Source organism: Lacticaseibacillus styriensis (assembly GCF_030770295.1).
GTDB classification, from domain to species: Bacteria; Bacillota; Bacilli; order Lactobacillales; family Lactobacillaceae; genus Lacticaseibacillus; species Lacticaseibacillus casei.
Genome location: NZ_CP132483.1, coordinates 893,926 through 917,757, shown reverse-complemented (window position 1 = coordinate 917,757; position 23,832 = coordinate 893,926). Strand labels below are relative to the sequence as shown.

Sequence of the window (23,832 nt, the reverse complement as noted above, 5' to 3'; positions counted from 1 at the left end):
ATAATCCTCCTAAAATCTCATCACCGGGGCCGTGCATGTCAATAAATGGCGCTCCTTGGCAACGATCCACGTGCTTCGGTGCCGAGCGCCACATTCACAGCGCACTCGGCTGCAAAGTGCCCGTCAAAAAGCTGCCGTTGTGCAGTTATTGCTTGCTAACATGGCCACTGGCATCACGGACGACCTTCATCTGGGTCATCGGGATATAGCCCATTTTCTGCACCAGCTTTTTTTGAATCGGTGATGACATAATATAAGCCAAGAATTGCTTGGTTAGCCCGCGCGGTTGCCCCTTCGTGTACATGTGTTCATACGACCAGATCCGCCACCGGTTGGTTGTCACATTGGTATCAGTCGGCGCAACGCCATCTACCGACAGGCTCTGAACCGTTTTATCGATATAGGAAAAGGCAACGTACGAAATAGCCCCAGGCGTACTGCCGACAATCTGCCGAACCATCCCGGTCGAATCCTGTTCTTGCGCGGCAACCGGCTGCTTGCCTTGAAGCACCCACTTTTCAAATGTTGCGCGGGTACCGGATCCTTGCGCCCGGTTAACCAAGACGATTGGCACATTCTTGCCGCCCAACTGCTTCCAATTGGTGATCTGGCCTAGGAAGATCTGTTGCAATTGGGCCATCGTGACATTCTTGACCCCGACGTCCGGGTTAACAATCGGCGCAATGCCAACAACGGCAACTTTATGGTCCACAAGCTTTTTAGCGTTAATCCCCGGTTTTTCTTCAGCGAAAAGATCCGAATTGCCAATATCAACAGCCCCTTGCTGGATCTGGCTCAATCCGGTGCCGCTCCCGCCGCCTTGGACGTTGATAAAGACGCCGAGATGTTCCGTCTGATATTGTTCACCTGCTGCTTCAACCAATGGCTGCAACGCACTTGATCCAACTGCGGTGATGGATTCACCTGACTGTTTGCTATTACTGCTGCTGCCGCATGCACTTGCCATAAACGCCAGAAGCATGATCGTAAACAGGGTCACAATTTTTTTCACACGAAATCCTCCATTTCAAGCTCCAACCATCTTATCAGCTGTGTGTAAATGTTCATGCTGTTGAATGTAAAGGTTGTGTAAACATCGATGTTAAGCCGGACGATTATTTTGGCCGACCGGTAATGTTACGGTAAAGGTTGAACCAACCCCAACCTGACTATTGACCGCGACACGGCCATCCATACTTTTTACCAGCTCGGCTACAATGGCCAAGCCCAAGCCGGTGCCACCGTTGTGCCGGCTGCGCGCTTTATCGACCCGGTAGAAGCGTTCGAAAATACGGGCCTGTTCTTCTTCCGGAATCCCGATTCCCGTATCCGCCACCGCTAACGATAAATGATCGCCCACGACTTGCGCGGTAATCGTCACGTGACCGGCCAGACGATTGTAAAAGACGGCATTATTCAAAAGATTCCGCACGATCTGGGTCAGCTTACGTTCGTCGGTAACAATCTGTAAGTCTGGTGCAATCGCGACTTCAACCCGAATCTGTTTATCTTTAATCACTTTATCCAGATTGCGCAAGGCATCATCAACCAGTTTCTTGAGGGCAACTGTCGCCTGAACCGCCTGATTGGTTTCCGGCCGGCTCAGTGTCAGAATATCATTGATTAGCTGGGTGAGTCGCTTACTTTCATCGAAAATGATGCCTAAAAATTTATCCAGAGTCGCCGGATCATTTTTAGCCCCGTTCAACAAGGTTTCCGCAAACCCGGCAATCGCGGTAACCGGTGTCTTTAATTCGTGGCTGACGTTGCCAACAAAATCCAGCTGCATTTTTTCAACTTGGCGGAGGTAGGTGACATCATACAAAATGACCAGCACCTGTAAGCGGCTAATGCCTTGATTCAACGGAATAACGGAAGCATCCACCGATTTCTGCGTCGCTAAGACGGTCAGTTCCTGATGGTGAGTCTTTTCATGGCGGAATGTATGCTCGATCATCCGAGCCAGCGCGTAAGTCTTGACATCATCGAGGTAACTGTGACGCGGTTGGGGAATCTGGTGCCCTAAAAGCTGCGACATGGCATGATTGTGTAAGATCACATCTTTGTTGGTGTCAATTAACATGACGCCTAAAGGCAGGTTGTCGATTAAGCGATCAAAGCTTGACTGACGCACGGCAACTTTTTCCCGCAAATGTGCCTGCTCGGCTGCGAGTGCATTAATTCGCTGCGCCACAGGTACAAATGGCGATTTTGGCGGTAAAATCACCGGATCGGGTTCCTTTTTTTCGCGGATGCGATCCAGATTGTGGCTCATGACGCGGATGGCTTCTTGATACTGATGTTCCGAGCGGAAAAGCCAGAGTAGAATCAACGCAATTAAGGCTGCGAAGATCAGTGTCAGAATCCAAAACTGCTCTGGTGCCGTGGTCCATACACTTGACTTATAGCGGCTAACAGCAACCCATTGCCCGTGATCCCGAAACAGATAAGCCTGCTCCGTCCGTCCATAAACGTTGACTGATGTGACAAAAGCCTTGGCGCGGCGGCCACGCAACGCATCAGCCATTACCTTCTGTCTGGTGGTCTGAGGATTATCCGGAATGATCGTGATAAAAGCAGCTTCTGATTCAGCTAGCGCCTGGCGATCAACGCCATCATGATCAGACGTCACGTAAGTTCTGGCCACTCGGCGAAGATCACGCGCCTGTTGGTGAACGATTTGTTGATTCACTGTTGTCACAAGCACAAAAAAGCCTGCCAATGATAGCAGACTAATAACAAGTGCACGGCGAAAAACCCGTTTATTCATGTGGTGCCTCCATTTGATAACCAAATCCCCGAACTGTCTTTAAATAATCCGGATGTTTGGGATCTGTTTCAATCTTATCCCGTAAATGACTGACCTGAATATCGACCATGCGGGTTTCGGCTGGATAATCAAACCCCCAGACGCCATTTAACAAAGCGTCACGAGACAAGGTCTTACCTACTCGCTGGGCAAAATAAACCAGCAACTCAAATTCCTTAGGGGTCAGTTGCAGCCGGTGACCGGCTTTGCTAGCCTTATAGTTTTCCGGATCGATGGTGATTTGGCCAACGGTAATCTGATTGTCGTTACCGGAGCGCGCCGTGGTTTGCGGCTGGCTCTGACTACGCCGTTCGATGGCCTTGATCCGTGCGATGATCTCCCGTGGCGAAAACGGTTTGGTGACATAGTCGTCGGCACCCAATTCAAGTCCCACAATTTTGTCCGTTTCATTATCCTTCGCTGTCAGGATCATGATGGGTGTCTGAATCTTATCTTCACGAATCTTGCGGGTGACATCCAGTCCGCTCAGGCTTGGTAACATGAGGTCGAGAATAATAAAATCAAACGGTTCGCTACGTACCTTGTCTAAGGCTTCTTGCCCATCGGTTGCTGTCTCCACCTGATAGTGTTCGGTTTCTAAATTATATTGCAGCAACGTCAAGATGGCTGGCTCGTCATCAACAATCAAGATCTTCTTCATGCTGTCTCCTCCGGGAATAAAATCATACCAAGTTCATGCGGCGCACCTGAAAAAATAGCGGTTTCGGCAAGACGTAACTCGCCATCTGCCTGTTGAAGCCGCAAGCGACAATAAGTGGGTTCCTTTTGAATAGCATCGTACAATTCGCTGGCGCTATTCACCGCTATGTGGTTACAGGAAAGCACCCGATCTCCTGGTTGTAAATTCATTTGTGCTGCTGGGGTATCAGGGACAACCCCGATTAAAACAACCCCACGATCAGTGCGCGTCACTGTCAGGTACACCTTATGGCCTTGCCAGAGTAACCCGATTCCAAGAATAACACTGATACATGCAGGCACGATGGCGCTCACAAGTGCTGGAAGGAACAGTAATCGTGCAGCGACGCCGTATACAACTAATGCGCCTCCAGCTCCGGCAAACCACGGCCAGCTGCGTTGCCAATGCATCTTCGCCCGATCATGCTGTGCCGTAAATGAGGCACCTAAGATCAAAGGCAGGCCGACGATTGCAAATGCTTGAATGATCACAGTCAACACCGGTGAACCGGCAACCTGAGCGGGATCCACCGGTACCAGCAACGGTACCCAGTAAAATTGCCGCAAACGAAACGCCGCACTTTTTCGCTGGCGCCGATCTGCCAAAATAACCGGCGATTCAAGTTGGTCGCCACGATTCAGCCGCGCCAATACAGCCTGGGCAAGCCAAAGCAGCCCGATCAAAAGCGCCAAATTAGCTGCTAGCTGCCCATCTGTATCTGAATAATCTGGTTGAATAAACGTGGCCAAACTTGCAAGACCTAGCCACCATGGACTAAACGACCATGCAGACAATATCAAACCAATCACGGTCAAGCCGCTTAATGCCAATAACGCAGCTAAACTGACCTGAAGTCGTGCCAAAACCGAGATGGCGGATACCACAATACCGATCAGGATACCTACCCAAAAAAACCGGGCAATCTCAATATGTTTGGGGTGAATCGCCCGCAAGTACTGGTGGCGTTCACGGCTCGTGCGCCGAACCGCAAACAAAATCGTCAACCCTAAGGCTAGCCAAAAGGCCAAACCAACTGGGCTGATAAGTAAGGCAATGATCACTGCCATTCGTAACCCTCCACTATTCACTGTAAACAGTATAGCAGAAATCAACTGCTGCTCCTATAAGGTTTGAGCAATCGGGGATGGCTCAGTGATGCGGAGGCGGTATTGAAGTCTACAAAAAAGTTTAGGTAATAAGTTCCAAGCCGTGCCAAACTCCGCAATCTCCGGCCAGCTAGGGTGGCGACGCGAAGCTAGAGCAGTGGGCACGACTTCGAGCCCGCAAAGTACGCGGTCTCGAAGCTCGGCCTCATTGTAGGCGGTAAACCGCCAACAATGACTTCACTGCTGAGCCCCATCTGGCCTACGATTGCTCCGCTTTGGCACTGTTACCCTAATGCCCTTAACGAATTATACTTGGGAAACAAAAAAAACGAACATATCCCCTTTACTGAAGAATACGTCCGTTTATATACTGTGGTCGTGAATGATGACCAGTCTATTTTGTAAATTTGATTAGATTAACTTTCATAGACTAATTAATGCTCTAGAACTTAAGGAACCGCCGCATTGAGATGACCGATCCTAAGGCGCCGATGACGATCCCGATGCCGGCTAACATCAAGTCCAGCCAGAACAGGAATGGCATATTGGCATAAAGTGAATAGCCACTGGCGCCGTTAGCCATGCTAAAACTGTGGTAGACAACGGCATAGCCGACATCGACAACGACGATCGGCAGGATTGCCCCGAACAAGCCGGTCCATGCCCCTTCAAGTAAGAACGGCCACCGAATATAGGAATTGGTTGCGCCGACTAACCGCATAATTCTGATTTCGTCGGAACGCGATAAAATCGTAATTCGGATGGTGTTGTTGATCAGGAATACGGCGACAAATAGCAGCAGGATTGTAAAGCCAAGTCCCCACTTTTGGGCAAGATCGACAGAATTAAAGAGTTTCTTCGCCGTCCGGCCGCCGTAACTGGCATCAACAACATGATCCAGCTTCTGCGCCTCTTTAGACACGGTTATCGTTGCCTTGGGGCTGGTCGTCTTAACCATATAGACGTCGCTTAACGGATTCTGATCGCCGGAGAACATCCGCCACTGAGATCCGTAACCGCCAATAATCGTATCCAATTCCTGCTGACGGGAACGGTAAGTCACTTTATTGACGTGATCAAGTTTCTTCAGCTTGTTTTTTAACTCATCCCGCTGTTTGACTGTTGTTTTTTTATCAATATAAACTCGCACCTGAACATCATTTTCAACCTGTTGCGAAATATGGTGCAAGTTGAAGATTAATGCCATAAAAATGCCGACAAGTAACAAGGTTACCGTCACGGCACTGACGGCGGCAACTGACATCCAGCCGTTACGCCGCAAACTGCGCAGAGAATCTTTGACATGGCGGAAAAAGACTTTACTCTTCATTGCCGTATGTGCCTCCTTCTTCGTCACGAACTAAACGACCACCGGCAATTTCAAGCAGCCGGTGTTGCCGTTCATTGACAATATCCTTGTTATGCGTCGCCATAATAACGGTCGTACCGTTGGCATTGATCCGTTCGAGGATATCGACAATTTCATCGGAGGTTTGCGGATCCAGGTTACCGGTCGGTTCATCAGCAATCAACACCTTTGGCTTGTTCACAATCGCACGGGCAACTGACACCCGCTGTTGTTCACCACCAGATAATTCATCAGGAAAACGGCGCAACTTCTGCTCCAAGCCAACGAGCCCCAGTACTTCGAGCACCCGGTCTTTGATTTCATCATCCGGCGCTTCGATAACCTGCATCGCATAGGCAACATTTTCATACACGGTCAATCGCGGCAAGAGTTTAAAGTCTTGAAAGACAATGCCGATATGGCGACGCAAGAATGGTACCTCTGAAGGCTTCATGGTCGAAAAGTCAAAGTTATCAATTTTAATGGTGCCGCTGGTCGGCATCAATTCATGGTATAGCATTTTAACAAGCGTCGATTTTCCGGCACCACTAGGCCCGATGACGTAAACAAACTCACCATCTTGGATCTTAAGGTTCACATCCTTGATGGCGGTGACGCCGTTAGCGTATTGCTTCGTCACGTTTTCCATTTGAATCATGCATTTTGCTCCTTTTTCTAAGCTAGAGACAGTATAACAGGCGATTAAGTCAGCAAGGTTTCAGGCAGATTACAGTTTTAATCCGGATTTTTCTGCGAAAGTTCCCACTGTAAATAAGCGTTGATAAAAGGATTGAGGTCGCCATCCATGACGGCGTTACCGTTGCCGGTTTCGTAATTGGTTCGATGATCCTTCACCATCGTGTACGGATGGAAAACGTAAGACCGAATCTGGGAGCCAAACGCGACATCTTTTTGTTCGCCTTGAATCGCCTTGGCTTTGGCGCGTTTGGCCTCTTCTTCACGCTGATACAACTTGGCTTTTAACATCGCCATCGCGGTCGCTTTGTTTTGGAATTGTGACCGCTGTGCCTGACTTGAGGTGACAATACCAGTTGGAATATGAATCAGCCGAACCGCACTGGAGGTTTTATTAATGTGCTGACCACCGGCACCGCTAGACCGGAACACTTCCATTTTGACGTCTTCCGGACGAATGTCGACCTGAATCGAATTATCGAGCTCCGGCATCACATCGACGGAGGCAAAACTGGTATGACGACGGCCGGCGGAATCAAACGGTGATATCCGGACTAGCCGATGCACACCTTTTTCGCTTTTAAGCAATCCATAGGCATTTTCACCGTTAATAAGCAGCGTCACGCTTTTGATTCCGGCTTCGTCACCCGGCTGATAATCGGCCACTTCCACCTTGAAGCCATTCTGGTCGGCCCAGCGTTGATACATGCGCATCAACATGGAACCCCAGTCTTGCGATTCCGTACCACCAGCTCCGGGATGAATTTCCAAAATAGCATTATTGTGATCATACGGGCCGTTCAAAAGGAGCTGCATTTCGTACTGATCGAGCTTGTCTTGAAGATCCTTAATCTTGGTCTCTTCTTCATGCTGCAGATCTGGATCAGGTTCGTCCTGCAACAGCTCGAGACCAGCTTCAAGATCCTCTAACTCGTTTTCAAGTGCATAAAAACGATCATGCTTTTCCTTCAACGCATTGTTGGCATCAATCACTTTTTGCGCGGCTTCAGAGTCATCCCAAAAACCCGGCTCAGCCATTTTGCCTTCGTTTTCAGTAATCCGTTCGTTCAAGGCATCGAGGTCAAAGTGACCCCCTAAATTGATTTATTTTGGTCCGCATGGCGGCCAAGGTGTTGCGCATAACATTAAGTTCCATCGTCTAAATCCTTTCCCAAATAAGTGAGCGTGAGGTGGCGCGGTTAGAAGCCGGAGTGTAAGTGGCCTTGAGCGTAATGGCCAAAGACCGGGCCATTACGCTCAAGGTCCTTACACGCAGGCTTCTGCGCCACCGAACGCGTTATGGTGAGCCAGCACGGTTAAAAACCAACTGCTTGACTATCGTTTTTCTACCGCTATCCCCAAAACACCCCAGTACCGCAAGTCAAAATTGCAGTGCCGGGGCGTCTGTTCATTGTTAACGGCGAATATTTTGCCGGATTTCGGCTTTCATGAACAGCCGGGTAACGTCATCGTCAATTGAGGCAATCATTTCTTCAAACATCCGATAGCCTTCTTCTTGATATTCAACTAACGGATTCATTTGACCGTAACCACGCAAGCCAATGGACTGACGTAGCTGATCCATGGCATCAATGTGATCGGTCCAAGCCGAGTCAACCACCCGCAAGATAACAACCTTCTCAAACTCAAGCATCTGGGCGTCATCGCCGAGCTGCTTATTCTTTTGCTTGAAGTTTGTTTCTGCCAGATCTGCCAGCAAACCAATCAATTCATCCTGTGACTTGCCGTCCAGTTCGCTGCGCTTGAATTTCTCCGGATCAACCATGTTCGCGGTGATCCACGCATACAGCGCATCCAGATTCCAGTCTTTCTGCTCGCCTTGCGTGTGGGTCTGAACAATCCGGGTAATCGTACGATTGATCATCGCCATCAAGACTGGCTTCAGCGTCTCGTTTTCATCAATGATCTGCTGCCGTTGCTTGTAGATAACTTCGCGCTGTTCACGCATCACGTCATCGTATTGCAAGGTATTCTTGCGGGTATCGTAGTTGTTCCCTTCAACCCGCTTCTGGGCAGATTCGACTTGCCGGGAAATCATGCGGCTTTGGATGACCTGATCATCATCAGCCACTTTGAATCGATCCAGCATGGCTTTGATGCGTTCAGAACCAAAACGCTTCATCAAATCATCTTCAAGACTCAAATAAAACTGCGTTGAACCCGGATCACCTTGTCGACCGGAACGGCCACGCAACTGGTTGTCAATCCGGCGGCTTTCGTGGCGCTCAGTCCCGATGACAGCAAGCCCGCCTAATTTGGTCACGCCGGGTCCTAATTTAATATCGGTACCACGTCCGGCCATGTTGGTCGCGATCGTAACCGCGCCCCGCTGGCCGGCATTCATGATAATCTCTGCTTCTTTAAAATGGTTTTTCGCATTCAAAACAGTGTGCGGAATTTTGGCTTCATCAAGCTGCTTGCTCAACCGTTCGCTCGATTCAATCGCAACGGTCCCGACCAGAATTGGCTGGCCCTTCTTGTGGCGTTCTTTAATGTCTTCAACAACGGCATTGAACTTGGCATCCAATGTCGGGTAAAGAACATCAGGCGAATCAACCCGAATGACCGGCTTATTGGTCGGCACCGAAATAACTTCCATGTTGTAAATTTCACGGAATTCTTCTTGTTCGGTCTTCGCCGTCCCGGTCATCCCAGCCAGTTTGTTATACATCCGGAAGAAGTTTTGATAAGTGATGTTGGCCATCGTCTTATTTTCATCCTGAATCTGAACGCCTTCTTTAGCTTCAATCGCCTGATGCAGGCCATCAGAATAACGCCGGCCTTCCATCGCACGACCCGTAAACTGATCGACAATCAGAACTTCGCCGTTGGAAACCATATAATCGATATCCTTGAGCATAATATAATTAGCGCGCAAGGCTTGATCGATATGATGGGTCAACGCAGTATTTTCCGTGTCATACAAGTTATCCAAGCCGAAGTTCTTTTCGGCTTTGCGGATGCCACTTTCTGTCAGGGAAATGGTCTTGGTCGGCCAGTCGATCTTGTAATCGGTATCGGCTTTCAGCGTCTTCACAAACCGATCAGCCCGAATATAGAGCCCGGTTGTCTTTTCAGCACCACCGGAAATAATCAACGGTGTCCGCGCTTCATCGATCAAGATGGAATCCACCTCATCGACAATCGCAAAGTTCAACGGACGCTGAACCATTTGTTCCTTGTAAACAACCATGTTATCCCGCAGGTAATCAAACCCGAGTTCACTATTGGTCGAATAGGTAATGTCGCAATTGTAAGCTTCGCGCTTTTCATCGCTGTTCTTGGAGTTGAGATTCAGCCCAACACTCAAGCCAAGCCAGTTGTACAACTCGCCCATTTCCGTGGCATCACGGGTGGATAGGTACTCGTTAACCGTGACAACGTGCACGCCTTTACCAGTCAAGGCATTCAAATAAACGGGCATGGTAGCGGTCAAAGTTTTACCTTCACCGGTTTTCATCTCCGCAATATTACCTTCGTGTAACACGATGCCGCCGATAATCTGAACCCGAAACGGAAACAGTCCCAAAACCCGCTTGGCACCTTCGCGAGCAGTTGCAAAGGCTTCTGGTAAAATATCGTCCAGAGTCTCGCCTGCTGCAAGCCGATCTTTAAATTTCTGGGTATTTGCTTTTAATTGTTCATCAGATAATGCTGCATATTCATCTTCATAGCGCTGAACCTGATCAGCGATTTTGCCGAGGCGACCGATCTCTCGCTTATCGCTTTCGACCCATTTTCTAAGAATATTGGCCATAAATGGATTCCTCTCTGTCGAAACCTCGTGAATCTAACACACTTTAATCATTCTAACATTGATACATTGTAACATCTTAACATTTTCACGGGGAGATTGAAAATACCATGATGACATTTCCGGTTATTTAACTCAGTTATGATGCCCAGAACATGAATGCCACCAAACTTAATGCCAGCCAATGAAAGCAAATGGTTGCCGCGCTTACCAAACAAAAACAAGACTGCCGGCAAATCAGCAGCCTTGTTTTTGTTTAAAGGGTATTTATTTATTCGTTGGTTTCGATTAGGCCGTAACGTCCATCACGACGCTTGTAAACAATGCTCGTACCATTTGTATCGGCATCTTCGAAAATGAAGAAGTTGTGGCCCAGCATATCCATTTGCAAAATGGCTTCCTGCGAATCCATTGGCTTTAATGAAACTCGCTTTGTCCGTACCACCGTCAGATTATCATCATCTTCGGCTGGCTTTGGCTCAGCTGGTGCACTGGTGTCAACATCAATTTGGCCGAAGCCTTTTTCACGGGATTTACGATTGATCTTCGTCTTGAACTTGCGAACCTGCCGCTCCAGCTTATCAGTTACAAGATCAATGCTGGCGTATAAATCAGGACTGGTTTCTTCCGCACGCAGGGTCAAAAACGAGAGCGGGATCGTCACTTCGACTTTTGCGGTCTTATCCGGATAAACCTTCAAATTGACGTGCGCCGTCGCAGTGACTGAACCTCCGAAGAACTTGTTCAGTTTGCTAATTCGCTTCTCCACGTAATTTCTGATGGCTTCGGTGACTTCGATGTTTTCGCCACGAACATTGTATGTGAGCATAAAACTTCTCCCCTTTCCTGCGTGTAACCAAATGCTTACACGCTGATTGGCTGGGATAAAACCCTTCCAATCTTCAATTTCATTATACCCGAATGTTGCAGTCAGACACAACAAAAGCCACAATTCAGCGAATTAATGTAAACGCGTCAATTGTTCCTTTAAAACCGGCTGCCACCAATGCATCACGCGCATGGTATAAAGTCCGTCCGGTGGTATATAGATCATCGAGAAGCGTGATTTGCCGGACCTTGTTTAATGCCTGTTTTGACGCCAAAACGTGAAAACTTTGCGGCGTCTTCAGTCGTTCCTGTCGGGTTTTTTGGGCTTGTGGCCGCTCGGTGGCCGTTTTACGCAACCACGACCGCAATCGTAAGCAGCCAAATAAACCGAGAATCGGATCAAAGCCGCGCAGCTCAAAGTGCTTCGGCTCACTTGGAATCGGCACGAGTGCAGTAGCATGCCGCAAGCGTGCCGCTATCAGATCCTGAAACGCCACATGCATCCGGTAGTCGCCAAGCCCCTTATACTGGTAAATCCACGCTTTCATGCTGGCATCATATGCAAATAACGCCCGATTATGTAAAAGCGTTCCTTGGCGTTCCCACTTGCGGCAATCCGAACACAGTTGCTCGGTAGGCTGCATTCGCCCGCATCCGGCACAAGTCGCCCCGGTAATCAGGCAAAAGCGACTTAAACAACTGTGGCATAGTCTCGGCGCCAGCAGCGGTCCATGCGCAAATAAAGTCGTCAATTGCAAACTGCGGTCGGTGGGTCGATCACATCCGATGCAACGCATACCATCACCTTCCGTTCATCATCACAATCTGGCGTTTAGCGGCCAATAACGCCAGCGTATAACGATCCGTGAAGAACACGACCGGATCATCAGGGCTGTCCGCCGCCCGTCCGGCTCGCCCCGCAATCTGAATCAAAGCTGCAGCCGAAAATTCCCGATCTGCGGCCGCAATCACCCCCACCGCACACTGGGTGACTGTCACCCCTCTTTCCAAAATGGTGGTCGTGACCAAAACATCGAGTTGCCGTTGCCGAAATGCCATGACTTTTTCCGCTCGCTGTGGATCGGTACTGGCTACCCCAGCAGTTTTTAAACCCAGTTGGCGAAGCACGTCCGCGACTTGTTCTGCCCAGCTGATTTTTGGTACGAATAACAGACAAACCCGCTCCGTTGCAAGCACTTGGCGAATCCATGTGATCATGGCAGTCGGAAGTTGGCGTGGCACTTTTTGCAGATTCATCAATCGAATAGTCGGAACAGGTAAGGGATGCCCATGAAATCGGCGAAACAGCCTGCTAACACCCAGACCGTTGTGCAACGCTTTTTTTAACACCCGATCCGGCGTTGCGGTTAAATATGCCACTGATCCGCGGCGTGCCTGCTGAACGGCCTGATGCAGCATTGGCGTGCCATTCATGGGAAACGAATCAACCTCATCAACAACAATCAAATCAAACGCCTGATAAAATCGCAACAACTGGTGCACCGTCGCCAATAGCAAGTCACTATCCGTCTGATCAAAATGGCCGCCATAACGCACGGTAATCGGTGTCGTTGCAAATGCTGCCCGAAATCGTGGCGCCAGTTCTCGGATAACATCAATTCGCGGCGAAACGATCGCAACGCGTTGTTGTTGCTGGATCAGACGGGCCACAGTTGGAAATAGCATCTCGGTTTTCCCTGCACCGGTGACTGCCCAGATGAGATGATCGCGGCCAGTCGTCACACTTGCCATTAACGCATCCGAAGCCGCTTGCTGGTCAGGCGTGAGTGTACCATGCCAAGTCAGTCGACCGTCTCCAACTGGCTGATGTGGTTGGTCAAATCGATAAAGGCTATCCCGGTCAGTCAATCGTCCCAGCGTCACGCATTCCGGACAATAGAAGCGGCCATCCGGCAATGCCACAGGCAACTGGCTGCGACACCGCTGACAGCACCAATGACCCTTATCTTTAACCAATGCCGGTACCACGGTGGCCTGTGCTATATTAGAGACAGCCAACCGCGCCAGTTCAGCTTGGGTGAGTTGTGCCCCAGCAAGATCCATTTTTATCACCTCAAAAGGAGATTACGCATGACCAAGCCATATCTCACTATTAAAGAAACGGGAAATTACACCCGGATCATCAAAAAATCGCGCTTCATCACCCACTTAGCCCGCATCCAAAGCGAGGATGAAGCCAAAACCATCATTGACCAAATCAGCCACGAAAATGCCAAAGCCAATCACAATGTCTATGCGTATGTACTCGGCAATGAAAGTCAGATTCAGCGGGCAAGTGACAACGGCGAGCCTTCCGGAACCGCCGGAAGTCCTACGCTGGAGGGTTTGCTGAACCACGACATCCGCGACGTGGTAGCCGTCACGACCCGCTATTTTGGCGGCATCAAACTTGGTGCCGGCGGACTGATTCGCGCCTATGCCGGCAACGTCAACAACGCCATTGAAACCATTGGCATTGTGGCGCGCATCAAGCAAAAAACGGTTACATTCCAGATCCCTTACGCCGATCTTGAACCGCTACAACACTTTTTGACCACCCATCACCTCACCATTGCCAAAATTGATTACGGCGTGAAGGTCACCATGACGCTGTACTTGGATGAAGACCAACTAGAGGCTTCATTAGCGTTGATTAATGATTTTTTGAATGGTCAGTTTTCACCGACAATCGGTCAGAGTGAGTATCGCGAAGCACCATATCCATTTGCCCAAAATAGGGAATGACGGTCGCGGACAGATCGTGACTCAAAAAATCGTCAGCAAACCAGCCGTTAATCGGGGACAAAAAGATCCGCAAGACAAGCTCATCTTGCGGATCTTTTTGACGCGACACCCAGCATCCAATCACTAGCGTTGGCTCACCGCGTGTTTATTTAGCATATTCAACGGTTCGGGTTTCACGAATCACGGTAACTTTGATGTGACCCGGATACTCTAATTCTTTTTCGATTTCATTGCGAATGTCCCGTGCCAAAATCACACTCTGGTCATCAGAGAGCTTTTCCGGTTGAACAATCACGCGTACTTCGCGACCAGCCTGAATCGCAAAACTGTGATCAACGCCAGCATGACTGTTGGCAATGGCTTCCAGTTTTTCTAAGCGATGCAGGTAATTTTCAAGCGATTCCGACCGTGCGCCTGGGCGAGCGGCGGAAATAGCATCAGCGGCGGCGACCAGCACCGAAATGACACTGGTCGGCTCAACGTCACCATGATGGGATGCAATGGCGTTAATGACCGTCTTTGGTTCCTTGTACTTTGTTGCCAGCTCAACCCCGATTTCAACGTGAGATCCGTCTACCTCGTGATCGAGTGCCTTACCAATATCATGTAATAACCCCGCACGTTTTGCTAAGGTAACATCTTCTCCTAATTCAGCAGCCATGACACCGGCCAGCTTTGCAACCTGAATCGAATGATCCAGGACATTCTGGCCATAACTTGTCCGAAAATGCAACCGACCCAAAATCTTAATCAGATCAGGATGCATGTTATGAATGCCCACGTCAAAAATGGCTTGTTCACCAATTTCTCGGATACGGTCATCCATTTCTTTGCGTGCTTTATCAACCATTTCTTCAATGCGTGCCGGATGAATCCGACCATCTTGAATGAGCTTCTCCAAAGCGATCCGGGCGATCTCCCGCCGGATCGGATCAAAACCGCTCAAAACGACGGCTTGTGGGGTATCGTCAATAATCAAGTCGATACCCGTCAAAGTCTCAAGCGTCCGAATATTGCGACCTTCACGACCGATAATTCGGCCTTTCATGTCGTCATTAGGCAAGTTCACTACGGTAACCGTTGTTTCTGCAACGATATCCGAAGCACTGCGCTGGATAGCATCCGCGATCAGTACCTTGGCTTTCTTATCCGCAGCTTCCTTAGCTTCATCTTCACTTTCTTTGATCATAACAGCGCGTTCATGCGTCAATTCCGATTGCGTTTCATCAAGGATCTGAGTCCGAGCCTGTTCATGCGTTAACTCGGCAATTCGTTCAAGCTCCGTCTGTTGTTTGCTGATTTCTGAAGAGATATCTTGTTCACGTTCATCTAACTGTTGCTGCCGCTTGTTCAAATTTGCTTCTCGGTCAGCAAGACTCTGCTCTTTACGATCGAGCGTATCATCACGCCGATCCAGAGTATCTTCCCGCTGATTCAGTCGATGTTCCGACTTCTGGACTTCCGCCCGCCGATCTTTCAATTCATCTTCAAGTTGGGTTCGATAGCGATGATTCTCATCTTTTGCTTCTAGCAGTTTCTCTTTTTTTAAAGTCGCTGCTTCTTTTTTAGCGGCCTCAATGATACCTTCTGCTGTCTGCGTCGCTCGATCCAAACTGTTCTGGTGGAGCTTCTTTTGAAGTGCAAATCCGATCAATAAACCGACCGCTAAAGCGATGACTGCTGCGAGGGTTATTGAGACCAGTGTTACTGAACTCATCATTTCACCTCCGCATCATCTAAGCGATTCAATCATCTTGTTGATCAAAATCTTTGATGCTTTTTTAAATTATTACACCTCTATCAGTTTACGTGCTGGCAATGAAGGTGTCAACAGGGCAAGAGCGTGAGCTGGCGCGTTTAGGAGCTGGAGTGTAAGCGGCCTTGGGCGTGATGGCCGGTCTTTGGCCATTGCGACCAAGGTCCTTACACGCAGGCTTCTGCGCCAGCGAACGCGTTTCCATGCAGCATCGGCCAGTAGTTATCTTCTATAACAAGTCACGGATCGGGCTTTGGCCATTTAGGGCTGAAGTCCTTACACGCAGGTTTCTGGGCCTGTGAACGCGTTTCCGAGCAGTATCGGCCAATCATCGTCCTCTATAACAAATCATGAATCGGGCTTTGGCCATTTAGGCTTGAGGTCCTTACACGTAGATTTCTGCGCCAGCGAGCGCGTTTCGAAACCGGATTGCCCCACACTCCTTATTCCCCCAACTCCAACCTCAAATCAAACAGACACTAACCCAAAAATCGCCGGTTAGTGTCTGTACAACATGAATTTCACTATTCAATTTCCGAATCATTTAACAAGTCGATACTGTCATGAAGCTCGCGCCGATTCATCCGGATCTTCCATTTCAATCACCTGATTTAACGGCATCCCGTATGCCTCACGCACTTGCCCCTCAATCTTTTTACGCATTTCCTCATGAGTTTCAAGATAAGTCTTGGCATGCTCGCGTCCTTGGCCGATTCGCTCACCTTGGTAGGCATACCACGACCCGGACTTTTCAACGATGTCTTTTTCAACCGCCATATCGACGAGTTCACCGCTTTGCGAAATGCCACGGCCATACATAATGTCCACAATCGCCACTTTAAAAGGCGGCGCCACTTTATTTTTAACGACCTTGATTTTAGTGCGATTACCGATAATCTCAGTACCGTTTTTAATCTGTTCGGAACGGCGGATTTCCAGCCGCACTGTTGCATAAAACTTTAATGCCCGACCACCCGGGGTTATTTCTGGGTTGCCAAAAACGATGCCGACTTTCTCACGAATTTGGTTAATAAAGACGGCAATAGTTTTCGTCTTACTGATGTTGCCAGACAGCTTCCGCAGCGCTTGTGACATCAGTCGCGCCTGTAGGCCAACGTGCGCATCGCCCATATCGCCGTCAATCTCGGCTTGCGGAACCAGCGCGGCCACCGAATCAATCACCAGAATATCAATTGCTCCAGAGGCCACCAGCTCGTCAGCAATTTCCAGCCCTTGTTCTCCAGTATCCGGTTGAGAGAGCAACAGTTCATCAATATTGACGCCCAGCGCGGTCGCATACTTAGGATCCATGGCATTTTCCGCATCAATATACGCGGCGGTTCCGCCATGCTGCTGCACCATTGCCACCGCATGCAAGGCAACGGTGGTTTTCCCGGAGCTTTCAGGACCGTACATCTCAACAATCCGCCCGCGTGGCAACCCACCAACGCCAAGCACTTCGTCAATCGCAAGTGAGCCACTGGAAATGGCCGAAACCCGCGTATCAGCCTTGTCCCCCATTTTCATGATGGCACCTTTGCCAAAATTCTTTTCAATCTTTTTTAGTGCTGTTGCTAACGCTTCTTGTCGTTCTGTGTCTGCCACTTCCTGCCGCCCCCTGTCATTGCTACCTATCCAACTTTTCAATCGTTCCGAAAATTAATCCCGCAAGCTCTTCAATGCGATCATCATGCCGGTCATAACCGCGCGTTTGCGAACATCATTGCGGCCACCGGGAAAATGATAGATCTGTGCAACCGGCGCTTGGCCCATCCGCGCCAAGCCGATCCAAACTGTCCCGGCTGGCTGCCCTTCCAGTGTGTCGGGCCCGGCCACGCCGGTAAAACTGACTGCAATATCGGCCGCAGCCCGCTGACGGGCGTGCTCGGCCATCGCTTTGGCGGTAAATTCACTCACCACCCCATGAGCCGCTAACTCACGCGCATCAATATTCAAAAATGCTGCTTTAGTGGCTAATGCGTACGTCACAAAACCACCTTTGAAATAATCCGAGACGCCGGGAACATCCCCCAAAGCCGCCTGGAACGCACCGGCTGTCAAACTCTCCGCTGCTGTTATTTGCTTATCGGTCGCCGCTAATGCCTTGACCAACTCTTTAGCGAGGCTATTATCATCACCATAACCATAAAAGTAACGTCCCTCGCGATCCATAATAGCGCCAATCACCGGTTCCAATTTTGCTTCAGCGTCTGCTTGGGTCTCACCGCTGGCCGTCACCCGAATAGTCACCTCATGATCCTTGATGTAAGTGGCTAATGTCGGATTCGTTTGCTTGGCAATCAAGTCACCTAAATCTGTCACCAATTGTGATTCACCAACACCAAAGAAGCGCATGACGCGGCTGACAAAAGCTTCATGATGGCCGCTATACTTGGCCAAATGAGGCAATAGCTCATGATCAACCATTGGAATAAATTCCTTAGGCGGCCCAGGCAGTAGTACATAGGCATGTTGGTGTTGTTCGACCCAGGCACCGACTGCCAGCCCGACGCGATTAACCAATATATCAGCACCTTGCGGATACATCGCCTGTAACTTATTATTTGGCGTCATCGGCCGCTGCTGTTGTTTAACCCGAGCCGCCAGTTTTGCCATGGCGTCCGCATCTTCAACCAACGGTAAATTCAGATGAGCAGCCAACGTTTGTTTCGTCAGATCATCTGGTGTGGGTCCTAAACCACCGATCAAAATCACGATATCACTGCGTTTTTCGGCTAAGCTGATCGCATCAGCCAGGCGTTGCGCATTGTCACCGACAACCTGTTGATGATAGCTGGCAATGCCTAAAGCGGCCAACTGTTTAGCCATATAGGCGCCATTAGTATTAGTAATCTGTCCCATCAGAATTTCAGTTCCGACAGCAATAATTTCTGCTTGCATATCTTTCCCACCTAACAATAGAGTTCGACTTTAATTCTTTTTTCCCTTTTTCAAATCAAAATTTTCTGGATAAAGGCCATTGCAACGTGACGCATCTCACATTAAAAACGCTGCTATTTGCTTACAATCCATTTTACTACCTGCGATTGCACAAAACAGCCTTTGCCAACAAGACTGTGTGGTCTCCTACTACCGGCTTACATAGCCCACACTGGCGCAAAAGTCTGCGTACTAAAAAACCCAGATCACCTGACCTGGGTTTTTACCAAACTTATTCATGACTCGATCCAAACGAATCGGCGAAGACAGCGCGATTTTTGTAGAAGTATTCCACGCCTGAATAGATGGTGAAGAATACGGCGACGTAGAAGAGAATCAACGCGAATGGCACATTGATGTTGTTAAACCACGCGTTGTTTAACATCAGAAAAATGATCGCAAACATCTGGGTGTTGGTTTTAATCTTGCCGGGCCACGCTGCCGCGAGAACTTCGCCTTTATTGGAAAGCAGAAGCCGCAAGCCGGTCACGGCCAATTCCCGCCAAAGAATAATCGCCGTTCCCCATGCCGGAATCTGGCCGGCAGCGGTTAAAAAGATAAAGGCCGTCATGACTAACAACTTGTCCGCCAATGGATCGGCAAACTTGCCAAAGTTGGTTATCAAGTGTTGACTGCGGGCAATATGGCCGTCCGCAAAGTCGGTGAGTGACGCAATGATGAAAATAATCAGTGCGATGAACCAGCTGACCGCCACTTTGGTTCCTGCAATGGTCAGATAACCCGCTGGCCAATTAAACGCAAGCAGCAACGTAAAAACCGGAATTAGGAAAATCCGGATCAACGTCAACTTGTTTGGAAGATTCATTCTTGGGACCCCTCGCTTTCACTGGTACTGTTTGTGAAGGTGATTGTCCGCACGATGCTGGTTCCGTTTGAAATATCAACGTCTTTGCCATTCAGTTTGATGGTTGTTGCCGTTGCATTACCAGAACGGACTTGGAAGGTTGATGCGTTATCCGGTAGTGAGACTTCTTGCGTATTGCCGGATGTTAAGGATCCTTGCCAAGTGGTCGTACCATTGACAATCACTGAAACCCATGCCGTTGCGCCATTAGCACCTAAAGTAAGCTTGTTGCCGGTAGTCGGCAGATTTTTGAGCGTAACCGCCTGTGTTGCGCCATTAGCAGCTGCGACAGAAATATCGAGTTTACCGCTCTTTTCTTTCTTCTGCTTGGACGCTTTTTCAGATGGCTTGGAGCTGCTTGAAGCGGATGCCTTGCTGGACTTTGAGGACGCTTTTGACGACTTCGATGATTTTGATGACTTTGCGCTACTGCGTTTAGACGAAACCGCAACGCTTTCAGAATCTGCCGGTATCGTCTGCTTCGGTCCTGATTGCGACATCAACATCACAGCATAAATGACAATAACCGCTACCACCACAATCCCTGCCACTGCAATTTGCGGTAAATAACGCCGCAACCGGTTGACTGGACTGGCTTCTTCAGCACGGGTTGCGCGCGTCTTATTTTCAACCGACTGAGCAGCATATTCTTTTGGCTGCGGTTCCGGAATATCCTGCTGGAACTGCGTTAGGAGCTCATCGCCGTCAAGACCGACCGTATCGGCATATTGTTTGATGAAAGCACGCACATAAAAATCACCTGGCAGCGCATCGAAATGTCCTTCTTCGATGGCAATCAGATAGCGTTTTTGGATTTTGGTGATCTGCTGCAGATCATCAATGGTATAACCCTTTTCAATCCGGGCGTCCCGTAATTTTTGCCCAATTTCATCCATATGTTTTCTTCACCCGCTATTTTTTATTAACCATTTTTAGTATAGCATGAAAAACCATCTGTAAGCCTTAAGAAATCCTTTGTTTGCTAGATGCGCCAGCCACCTGTGACGTAAAGGGTCTGGCCTGTCAGGTAAGCAGCATCTTTGGCAGTCAGCATAGTGACATAGTAACTAATATCCTGCGGGGTCGCAAACCTAGCCGCCGGAATTTCGGCCCGGACCTTGGCTAACGATGACTGATCAAACATCTGCGTATTCATTTTTGTCGACACCGCACCCGGAGCAACAACGTTAACTGTAATGCCAAGGCTTGCCACCTCTTGCGCATAAGCCTTGACAAACGCACTTTGCGCTCCTTTTACCGTACTATAAGCCACTTCCATCGCCGAGCCGGTTCCGCCGTAGACCGAACCGATGAAAATCACCCGGCCATGTCCGGATTGTGCCAGCTTATGTTCCACCTTGGTTAACAGCACCATCGGCGTCAACAAATGCACCCGCATCAACGCCGTCATTTCAGGCACGGTCGTTTCTTTGAAAAGATGATAATAAGTCATCCCGGCAGCAAAAACAACCGCATCAAGGCTGAATAGTTGCGCGGTTAATTCGCCTAAATGCTGGTCATCGGTCAGATCATACTGGAGCGGAATAAAGTCCTGCTGCGGATAGGCCGCCTGAAAGGTTTTGACCTGATCCGTTACGATTTTCTCGTGACGATAATAGTGAAGATAAAGCGACCAGCCATCTGCCGCCATTTTTGCAGCGACCGCCTGGCCAATATCACCGGAAGCGCCAACAATCAGTGCAGATCTCATGATTGCCCCTCCGGAAGCATGGTCAAAACCGTCAAGGCGTCAGATTGGAAAATTTTGGGAATCAGTTCCTTGACGTCATTGAAGCTAATACTGTTCAAAATCTGCGGAAAATCAAACAGCCGAGCCTGGCCAAAACTCAAGGCGCTCAATTGATTTGCAACCCCATTCAGGCCGTTCAGTCCAGCATAATACTTACCCAACGAAGCGCGCTTGATCAACTCAACCCGCTCGCTCGTCAAATCAGACTGTGCCGTTGCATGCAGCAAAACCTGTTTAATGGCGGCACTCAACGCTTGAGGATCATCGGTATCACCGCCGACAAGCCCGTAACTGAAACTGCGCTGATTGGTAAAATCAAAATCAAATGAATCATCAATCAGTCCCTGATCATACCATTCCTGGTATAGCTGGGATGAGTCGCCAAATAAAACTTCCAGTAACAGCCTGATGGTCAGCTGATACCGCCAACCTTCCGTTGTCTGCGAGATCGCTACCTGGCCTTTGAAGCCCACTAGCGTTTTCGGCCGACTAACCGGCATTTTCAACTCGCGATAAGGGATAATGTCAGCTGTTTGTAAATCCGCCTCGACGCCGCGCACAATGGGCTGTGGCGCCGGGAAATGCTTCTTAGCCTGATTATCGGCAACAAAGTCAATGATTTCGGTGGCATCAATATTGCCGACAATCACCAACGTCATGTTGCTAGGTTGATAAAAAATCCGATGAATCGTATAAAGCATTTCCGGTGTGATCTGCGCGATGCTGTCTGCAGTTCCTGCCACATCAACGTGTGCCGGATGATTTGGAAAAAGATTTTCCAACAGCCCAGCATAAACACGCCAGCCGGGATCGTCTTGGTACATCTGAATTTCCGAGCCGATAATTCCCTGTTCTTTGGCAACCGAACTTTTGGAGAAGAACGGTTCCTGAACAAAATCCAGCAAAATCTGCAGATTCTTGGTTAACTGCGTCGTCGCCGAGAACAGGAAACTGGTTTTGGTTGCGCTGGTAAACGCATTGGCTGAAGCCCCGGTCTCACCGAAAAGGTCAAATGCATCATGGTCTTCTTTTTCAAAGAGCTTGTGCTCCAGAAAATGCGCAATACCGGCCGGATAAGTGACCATCTTCTTGCCATCTGGGGCAAACCGCGTATCGATCGCGCCATAGTCTGTGGTCATAATCGCATAACTTTTATGATACGCCGGCCGTGGCACGACTTGCAGCCGCAAACCATTGGGCAACGTTGTCGTGACCAAGGTTTCATCAACATCGCTAAAATATTGCGTCTTCATTCGCTGTCCTCCCCAGTCAGAAAATATGTGGCTTGAAGTTGCATGCCGGCTGCTGCTTCCTGAACCGCTTGGCGATCCACCGCTTGAATACGGCGCGCAAAGCTTTCAAAATCTTGAGGCGCATCTGGCACCAATAGCTGATACAGTGCCTGATTGGTCAAAAACCGTGGGCTGTCGTACGCTGCCCGTTGATGATCCAAAATTCCGTCTTTAACCGACTGCAAAAGCTTATCGGAAAAGTCACCATTAACGACCGCTGCCAGTTGCTGCTGAATCAAGTCGGCAACCTGATCATGGGCTTTACCTTCAATCCCGGTTTGAACCAACATCAGGCCACGAAACGCGTCTAACATCGAGCTTGCGTAATAAGCCAAGCTGGCTTTTTCACGCACATTAGTGAATAAAAGCGACAGGCTGGATCCGCCAAATAATTCCTCGGCCACTAGCGCAGCAGTATACTTGGGGCCCATCAAATCCGTTGTGATATGGTAAGCCAAGTCAAATTTGGCCTGTTGTGCCACAACGGTTTTCGTCTGGGTCAGCACTTCAGGGTGCGGAGGCAGATCAAAGGCGATTGCCGGCATCGTCCGGGCACGCGCTGCCAGCGGCCAATCAGCAAACAGCTTCTCCACCTGCTGCTCCTGCACATCCCCCAGAACCGTAATAATCACCTGATCCTGACTCATCAGTTGATGATAATAGTCCGTCAAATCTGCCGCCGTCAGCGGAGCTAAATCCTCCCGCGTACCAAAACTCGGAATGGCTTGATCGGGATCAACGCCAAAATACAAGCGTTGCACACCCAATGCGGCCTGTGTCTGGCGATCATCATCCAAACTAGCCAGATAGTGATCCAGATTCTCTTTTTCCCGATCAAAGGTCACCTGATCGAATTGATCATTGTGAAAATTCGGTGCAAAAAGAACCGACCGCAAAAAGGCGACCGCTTGCGGTAACAACGGTTGATCCGTAAACCGATCATCGACCGTGCTCATTGTGACGCCGATCCGGTGCAATCGGCCTTCCCGCGCCACGCCGATACTAAAGTTGGCGCCATACAGTGCCTCTAAATGGGCCGCCATCGCCGCTTGTGTTGGATATTGCTTGCTGTTTGTTTCCAATAAACTGGTCAACAAAGTGCGCTTGGTGATCGTCGCGCGCCGCAATGGCGTCAAAAACTGAACATTAATACGTGTTGTTTTGAATTGGGTCGTTGGCAAAACAATGAGCCAAACTCCCGGCTTGATTTCTTTTTGCATAG

General features: G+C 49.2%; 20 protein-coding genes. 1 reads left to right on the top strand and 19 read right to left on the bottom strand.

Annotated features, from left to right (window positions below; translation table 11 throughout):
* Positions 1–145: 145 nt before the first annotated feature.
* The 11 genes from LACSTY_RS04450 to LACSTY_RS04400 all read right to left on the bottom strand — a co-directional run bounded on the left by LACSTY_RS04450 (position 146) and on the right by LACSTY_RS04400 (position 13,326).
* Positions 146–1,012 carry a phosphate ABC transporter substrate-binding protein PstS family protein gene (locus LACSTY_RS04450; protein WP_087911836.1) on the bottom strand — a complete coding sequence of 289 codons (867 nt, stop codon included), beginning with the start codon at positions 1,010–1,012 and terminating at the stop codon, positions 146–148.
* Positions 1,013–1,102: 90 nt separating this feature from the next.
* Entirely contained in the window at positions 1,103–2,770 is a 1,668-nt protein-coding gene (pnpS, locus tag LACSTY_RS04445) for a two-component system histidine kinase PnpS (protein WP_010489425.1), read from the bottom strand.
* A complete protein-coding gene (locus LACSTY_RS04440) occupies positions 2,763–3,470 on the bottom strand; it encodes a response regulator transcription factor (protein ID WP_010489426.1) in 708 nt (235 codons plus the stop codon). Before LACSTY_RS04440 ends, pnpS begins: the two co-directional genes overlap by 8 nt.
* On the bottom strand, positions 3,467–4,576 hold the full coding sequence (locus LACSTY_RS04435) for a PDZ domain-containing protein (RefSeq protein ID WP_087911835.1): 1,110 nt from the start codon (positions 4,574–4,576) through the stop codon (positions 3,467–3,469). The genes LACSTY_RS04440 and LACSTY_RS04435 overlap by 4 nt, the downstream gene beginning before the upstream one ends.
* Positions 4,577–5,057: 481 nt before the next feature.
* Complete coding sequence (gene ftsX, locus LACSTY_RS04430) at positions 5,058–5,945, bottom strand: permease-like cell division protein FtsX (protein WP_039638830.1); 888 nt, start codon at positions 5,943–5,945, stop codon at positions 5,058–5,060.
* Positions 5,935–6,621: a cell division ATP-binding protein FtsE gene (ftsE, locus tag LACSTY_RS04425; protein ID WP_025012520.1), complete on the bottom strand. Its 687-nt coding sequence runs from the start codon at positions 6,619–6,621 to the stop codon at positions 5,935–5,937. Before ftsE ends, ftsX begins: the two co-directional genes overlap by 11 nt.
* Before the next feature lie 77 nt (positions 6,622–6,698).
* A protein-coding gene (gene prfB / locus LACSTY_RS04420; protein ID WP_107750272.1) for a peptide chain release factor 2 occupies positions 6,699–7,815 on the bottom strand; the annotation gives its coding sequence in 2 pieces (ribosomal slippage) (positions 6,699–7,742 and positions 7,744–7,815; 1,116 coding nt in all).
* 258 nt (positions 7,816–8,073) lie between these two features.
* Positions 8,074–10,437: a preprotein translocase subunit SecA gene (secA, locus tag LACSTY_RS04415; protein ID WP_039638826.1), complete on the bottom strand. Its 2,364-nt coding sequence runs from the start codon at positions 10,435–10,437 to the stop codon at positions 8,074–8,076.
* Between the two features lie 268 nt (positions 10,438–10,705).
* Complete coding sequence (gene hpf, locus LACSTY_RS04410) at positions 10,706–11,263, bottom strand: ribosome hibernation-promoting factor, HPF/YfiA family (RefSeq protein ID WP_010489439.1); 558 nt, start codon at positions 11,261–11,263, stop codon at positions 10,706–10,708.
* 124 nt (positions 11,264–11,387) lie between these two features.
* Positions 11,388–11,906: a ComF family protein gene (locus tag LACSTY_RS04405; protein ID WP_087911834.1), complete on the bottom strand. Its 519-nt coding sequence runs from the start codon at positions 11,904–11,906 to the stop codon at positions 11,388–11,390.
* Positions 11,907–12,063: 157 nt separating this feature from the next.
* On the bottom strand, positions 12,064–13,326 hold the full coding sequence (locus tag LACSTY_RS04400) for a DEAD/DEAH box helicase (protein WP_151466805.1): 1,263 nt from the start codon (positions 13,324–13,326) through the stop codon (positions 12,064–12,066).
* A gap of 27 nt (positions 13,327–13,353) precedes the next feature.
* Between LACSTY_RS04400 and LACSTY_RS04395 the strand changes: the two genes are divergently transcribed.
* On the top strand, positions 13,354–14,007 hold the full coding sequence (locus tag LACSTY_RS04395; RefSeq protein ID WP_049169075.1) for a YigZ family protein: 654 nt from the start codon (positions 13,354–13,356) through the stop codon (positions 14,005–14,007).
* Between the two features lie 145 nt (positions 14,008–14,152).
* Here LACSTY_RS04395 and rny read toward each other — a convergent pair whose 3' ends face one another.
* The 8 genes from rny to yfmF all read right to left on the bottom strand — a co-directional run bounded on the left by rny (position 14,153) and on the right by yfmF (position 23,830).
* Positions 14,153–15,724 carry a ribonuclease Y gene (rny, locus tag LACSTY_RS04390; RefSeq protein ID WP_010489446.1) on the bottom strand — a complete coding sequence of 524 codons (1,572 nt, stop codon included), beginning with the start codon at positions 15,722–15,724 and terminating at the stop codon, positions 14,153–14,155.
* Between the two features lie 600 nt (positions 15,725–16,324).
* Entirely contained in the window at positions 16,325–17,368 is a 1,044-nt protein-coding gene (gene recA / locus LACSTY_RS04385; protein WP_087911832.1) for a recombinase RecA, read from the bottom strand.
* A gap of 54 nt (positions 17,369–17,422) precedes the next feature.
* On the bottom strand, positions 17,423–18,664 hold the full coding sequence (locus LACSTY_RS04380) for a competence/damage-inducible protein A (protein ID WP_087911831.1): 1,242 nt from the start codon (positions 18,662–18,664) through the stop codon (positions 17,423–17,425).
* Positions 18,665–18,935: 271 nt separating this feature from the next.
* Positions 18,936–19,529 (bottom strand): CDP-diacylglycerol--glycerol-3-phosphate 3-phosphatidyltransferase, encoded by a 594-nt coding sequence (gene pgsA, locus LACSTY_RS04375; protein WP_025012513.1) that lies wholly within the window; start codon positions 19,527–19,529, stop codon positions 18,936–18,938.
* Entirely contained in the window at positions 19,526–20,464 is a 939-nt protein-coding gene (locus LACSTY_RS04370) for a helix-turn-helix domain-containing protein (RefSeq protein WP_087911830.1), read from the bottom strand. The genes pgsA and LACSTY_RS04370 overlap by 4 nt, the downstream gene beginning before the upstream one ends.
* 86 nt (positions 20,465–20,550) lie before the next feature.
* The gene (gene ymfI / locus LACSTY_RS04365; protein WP_087911829.1) at positions 20,551–21,279 is read right to left on the bottom strand and encodes an elongation factor P 5-aminopentanone reductase; all 729 of its coding nucleotides are present in this window, start codon (positions 21,277–21,279) and stop codon (positions 20,551–20,553) included.
* Positions 21,276–22,571, bottom strand: coding sequence for an EF-P 5-aminopentanol modification-associated protein YfmH (yfmH, locus tag LACSTY_RS04360; RefSeq protein ID WP_087911828.1), 1,296 nt, complete (start codon positions 22,569–22,571; stop codon positions 21,276–21,278). The genes ymfI and yfmH overlap by 4 nt, the downstream gene beginning before the upstream one ends.
* A complete protein-coding gene (yfmF, locus tag LACSTY_RS04355) occupies positions 22,568–23,830 on the bottom strand; it encodes an EF-P 5-aminopentanol modification-associated protein YfmF (protein ID WP_087911827.1) in 1,263 nt (420 codons plus the stop codon). Before yfmF ends, yfmH begins: the two co-directional genes overlap by 4 nt.
* Between the last annotated feature and the right edge of the window lie 2 nt (positions 23,831–23,832).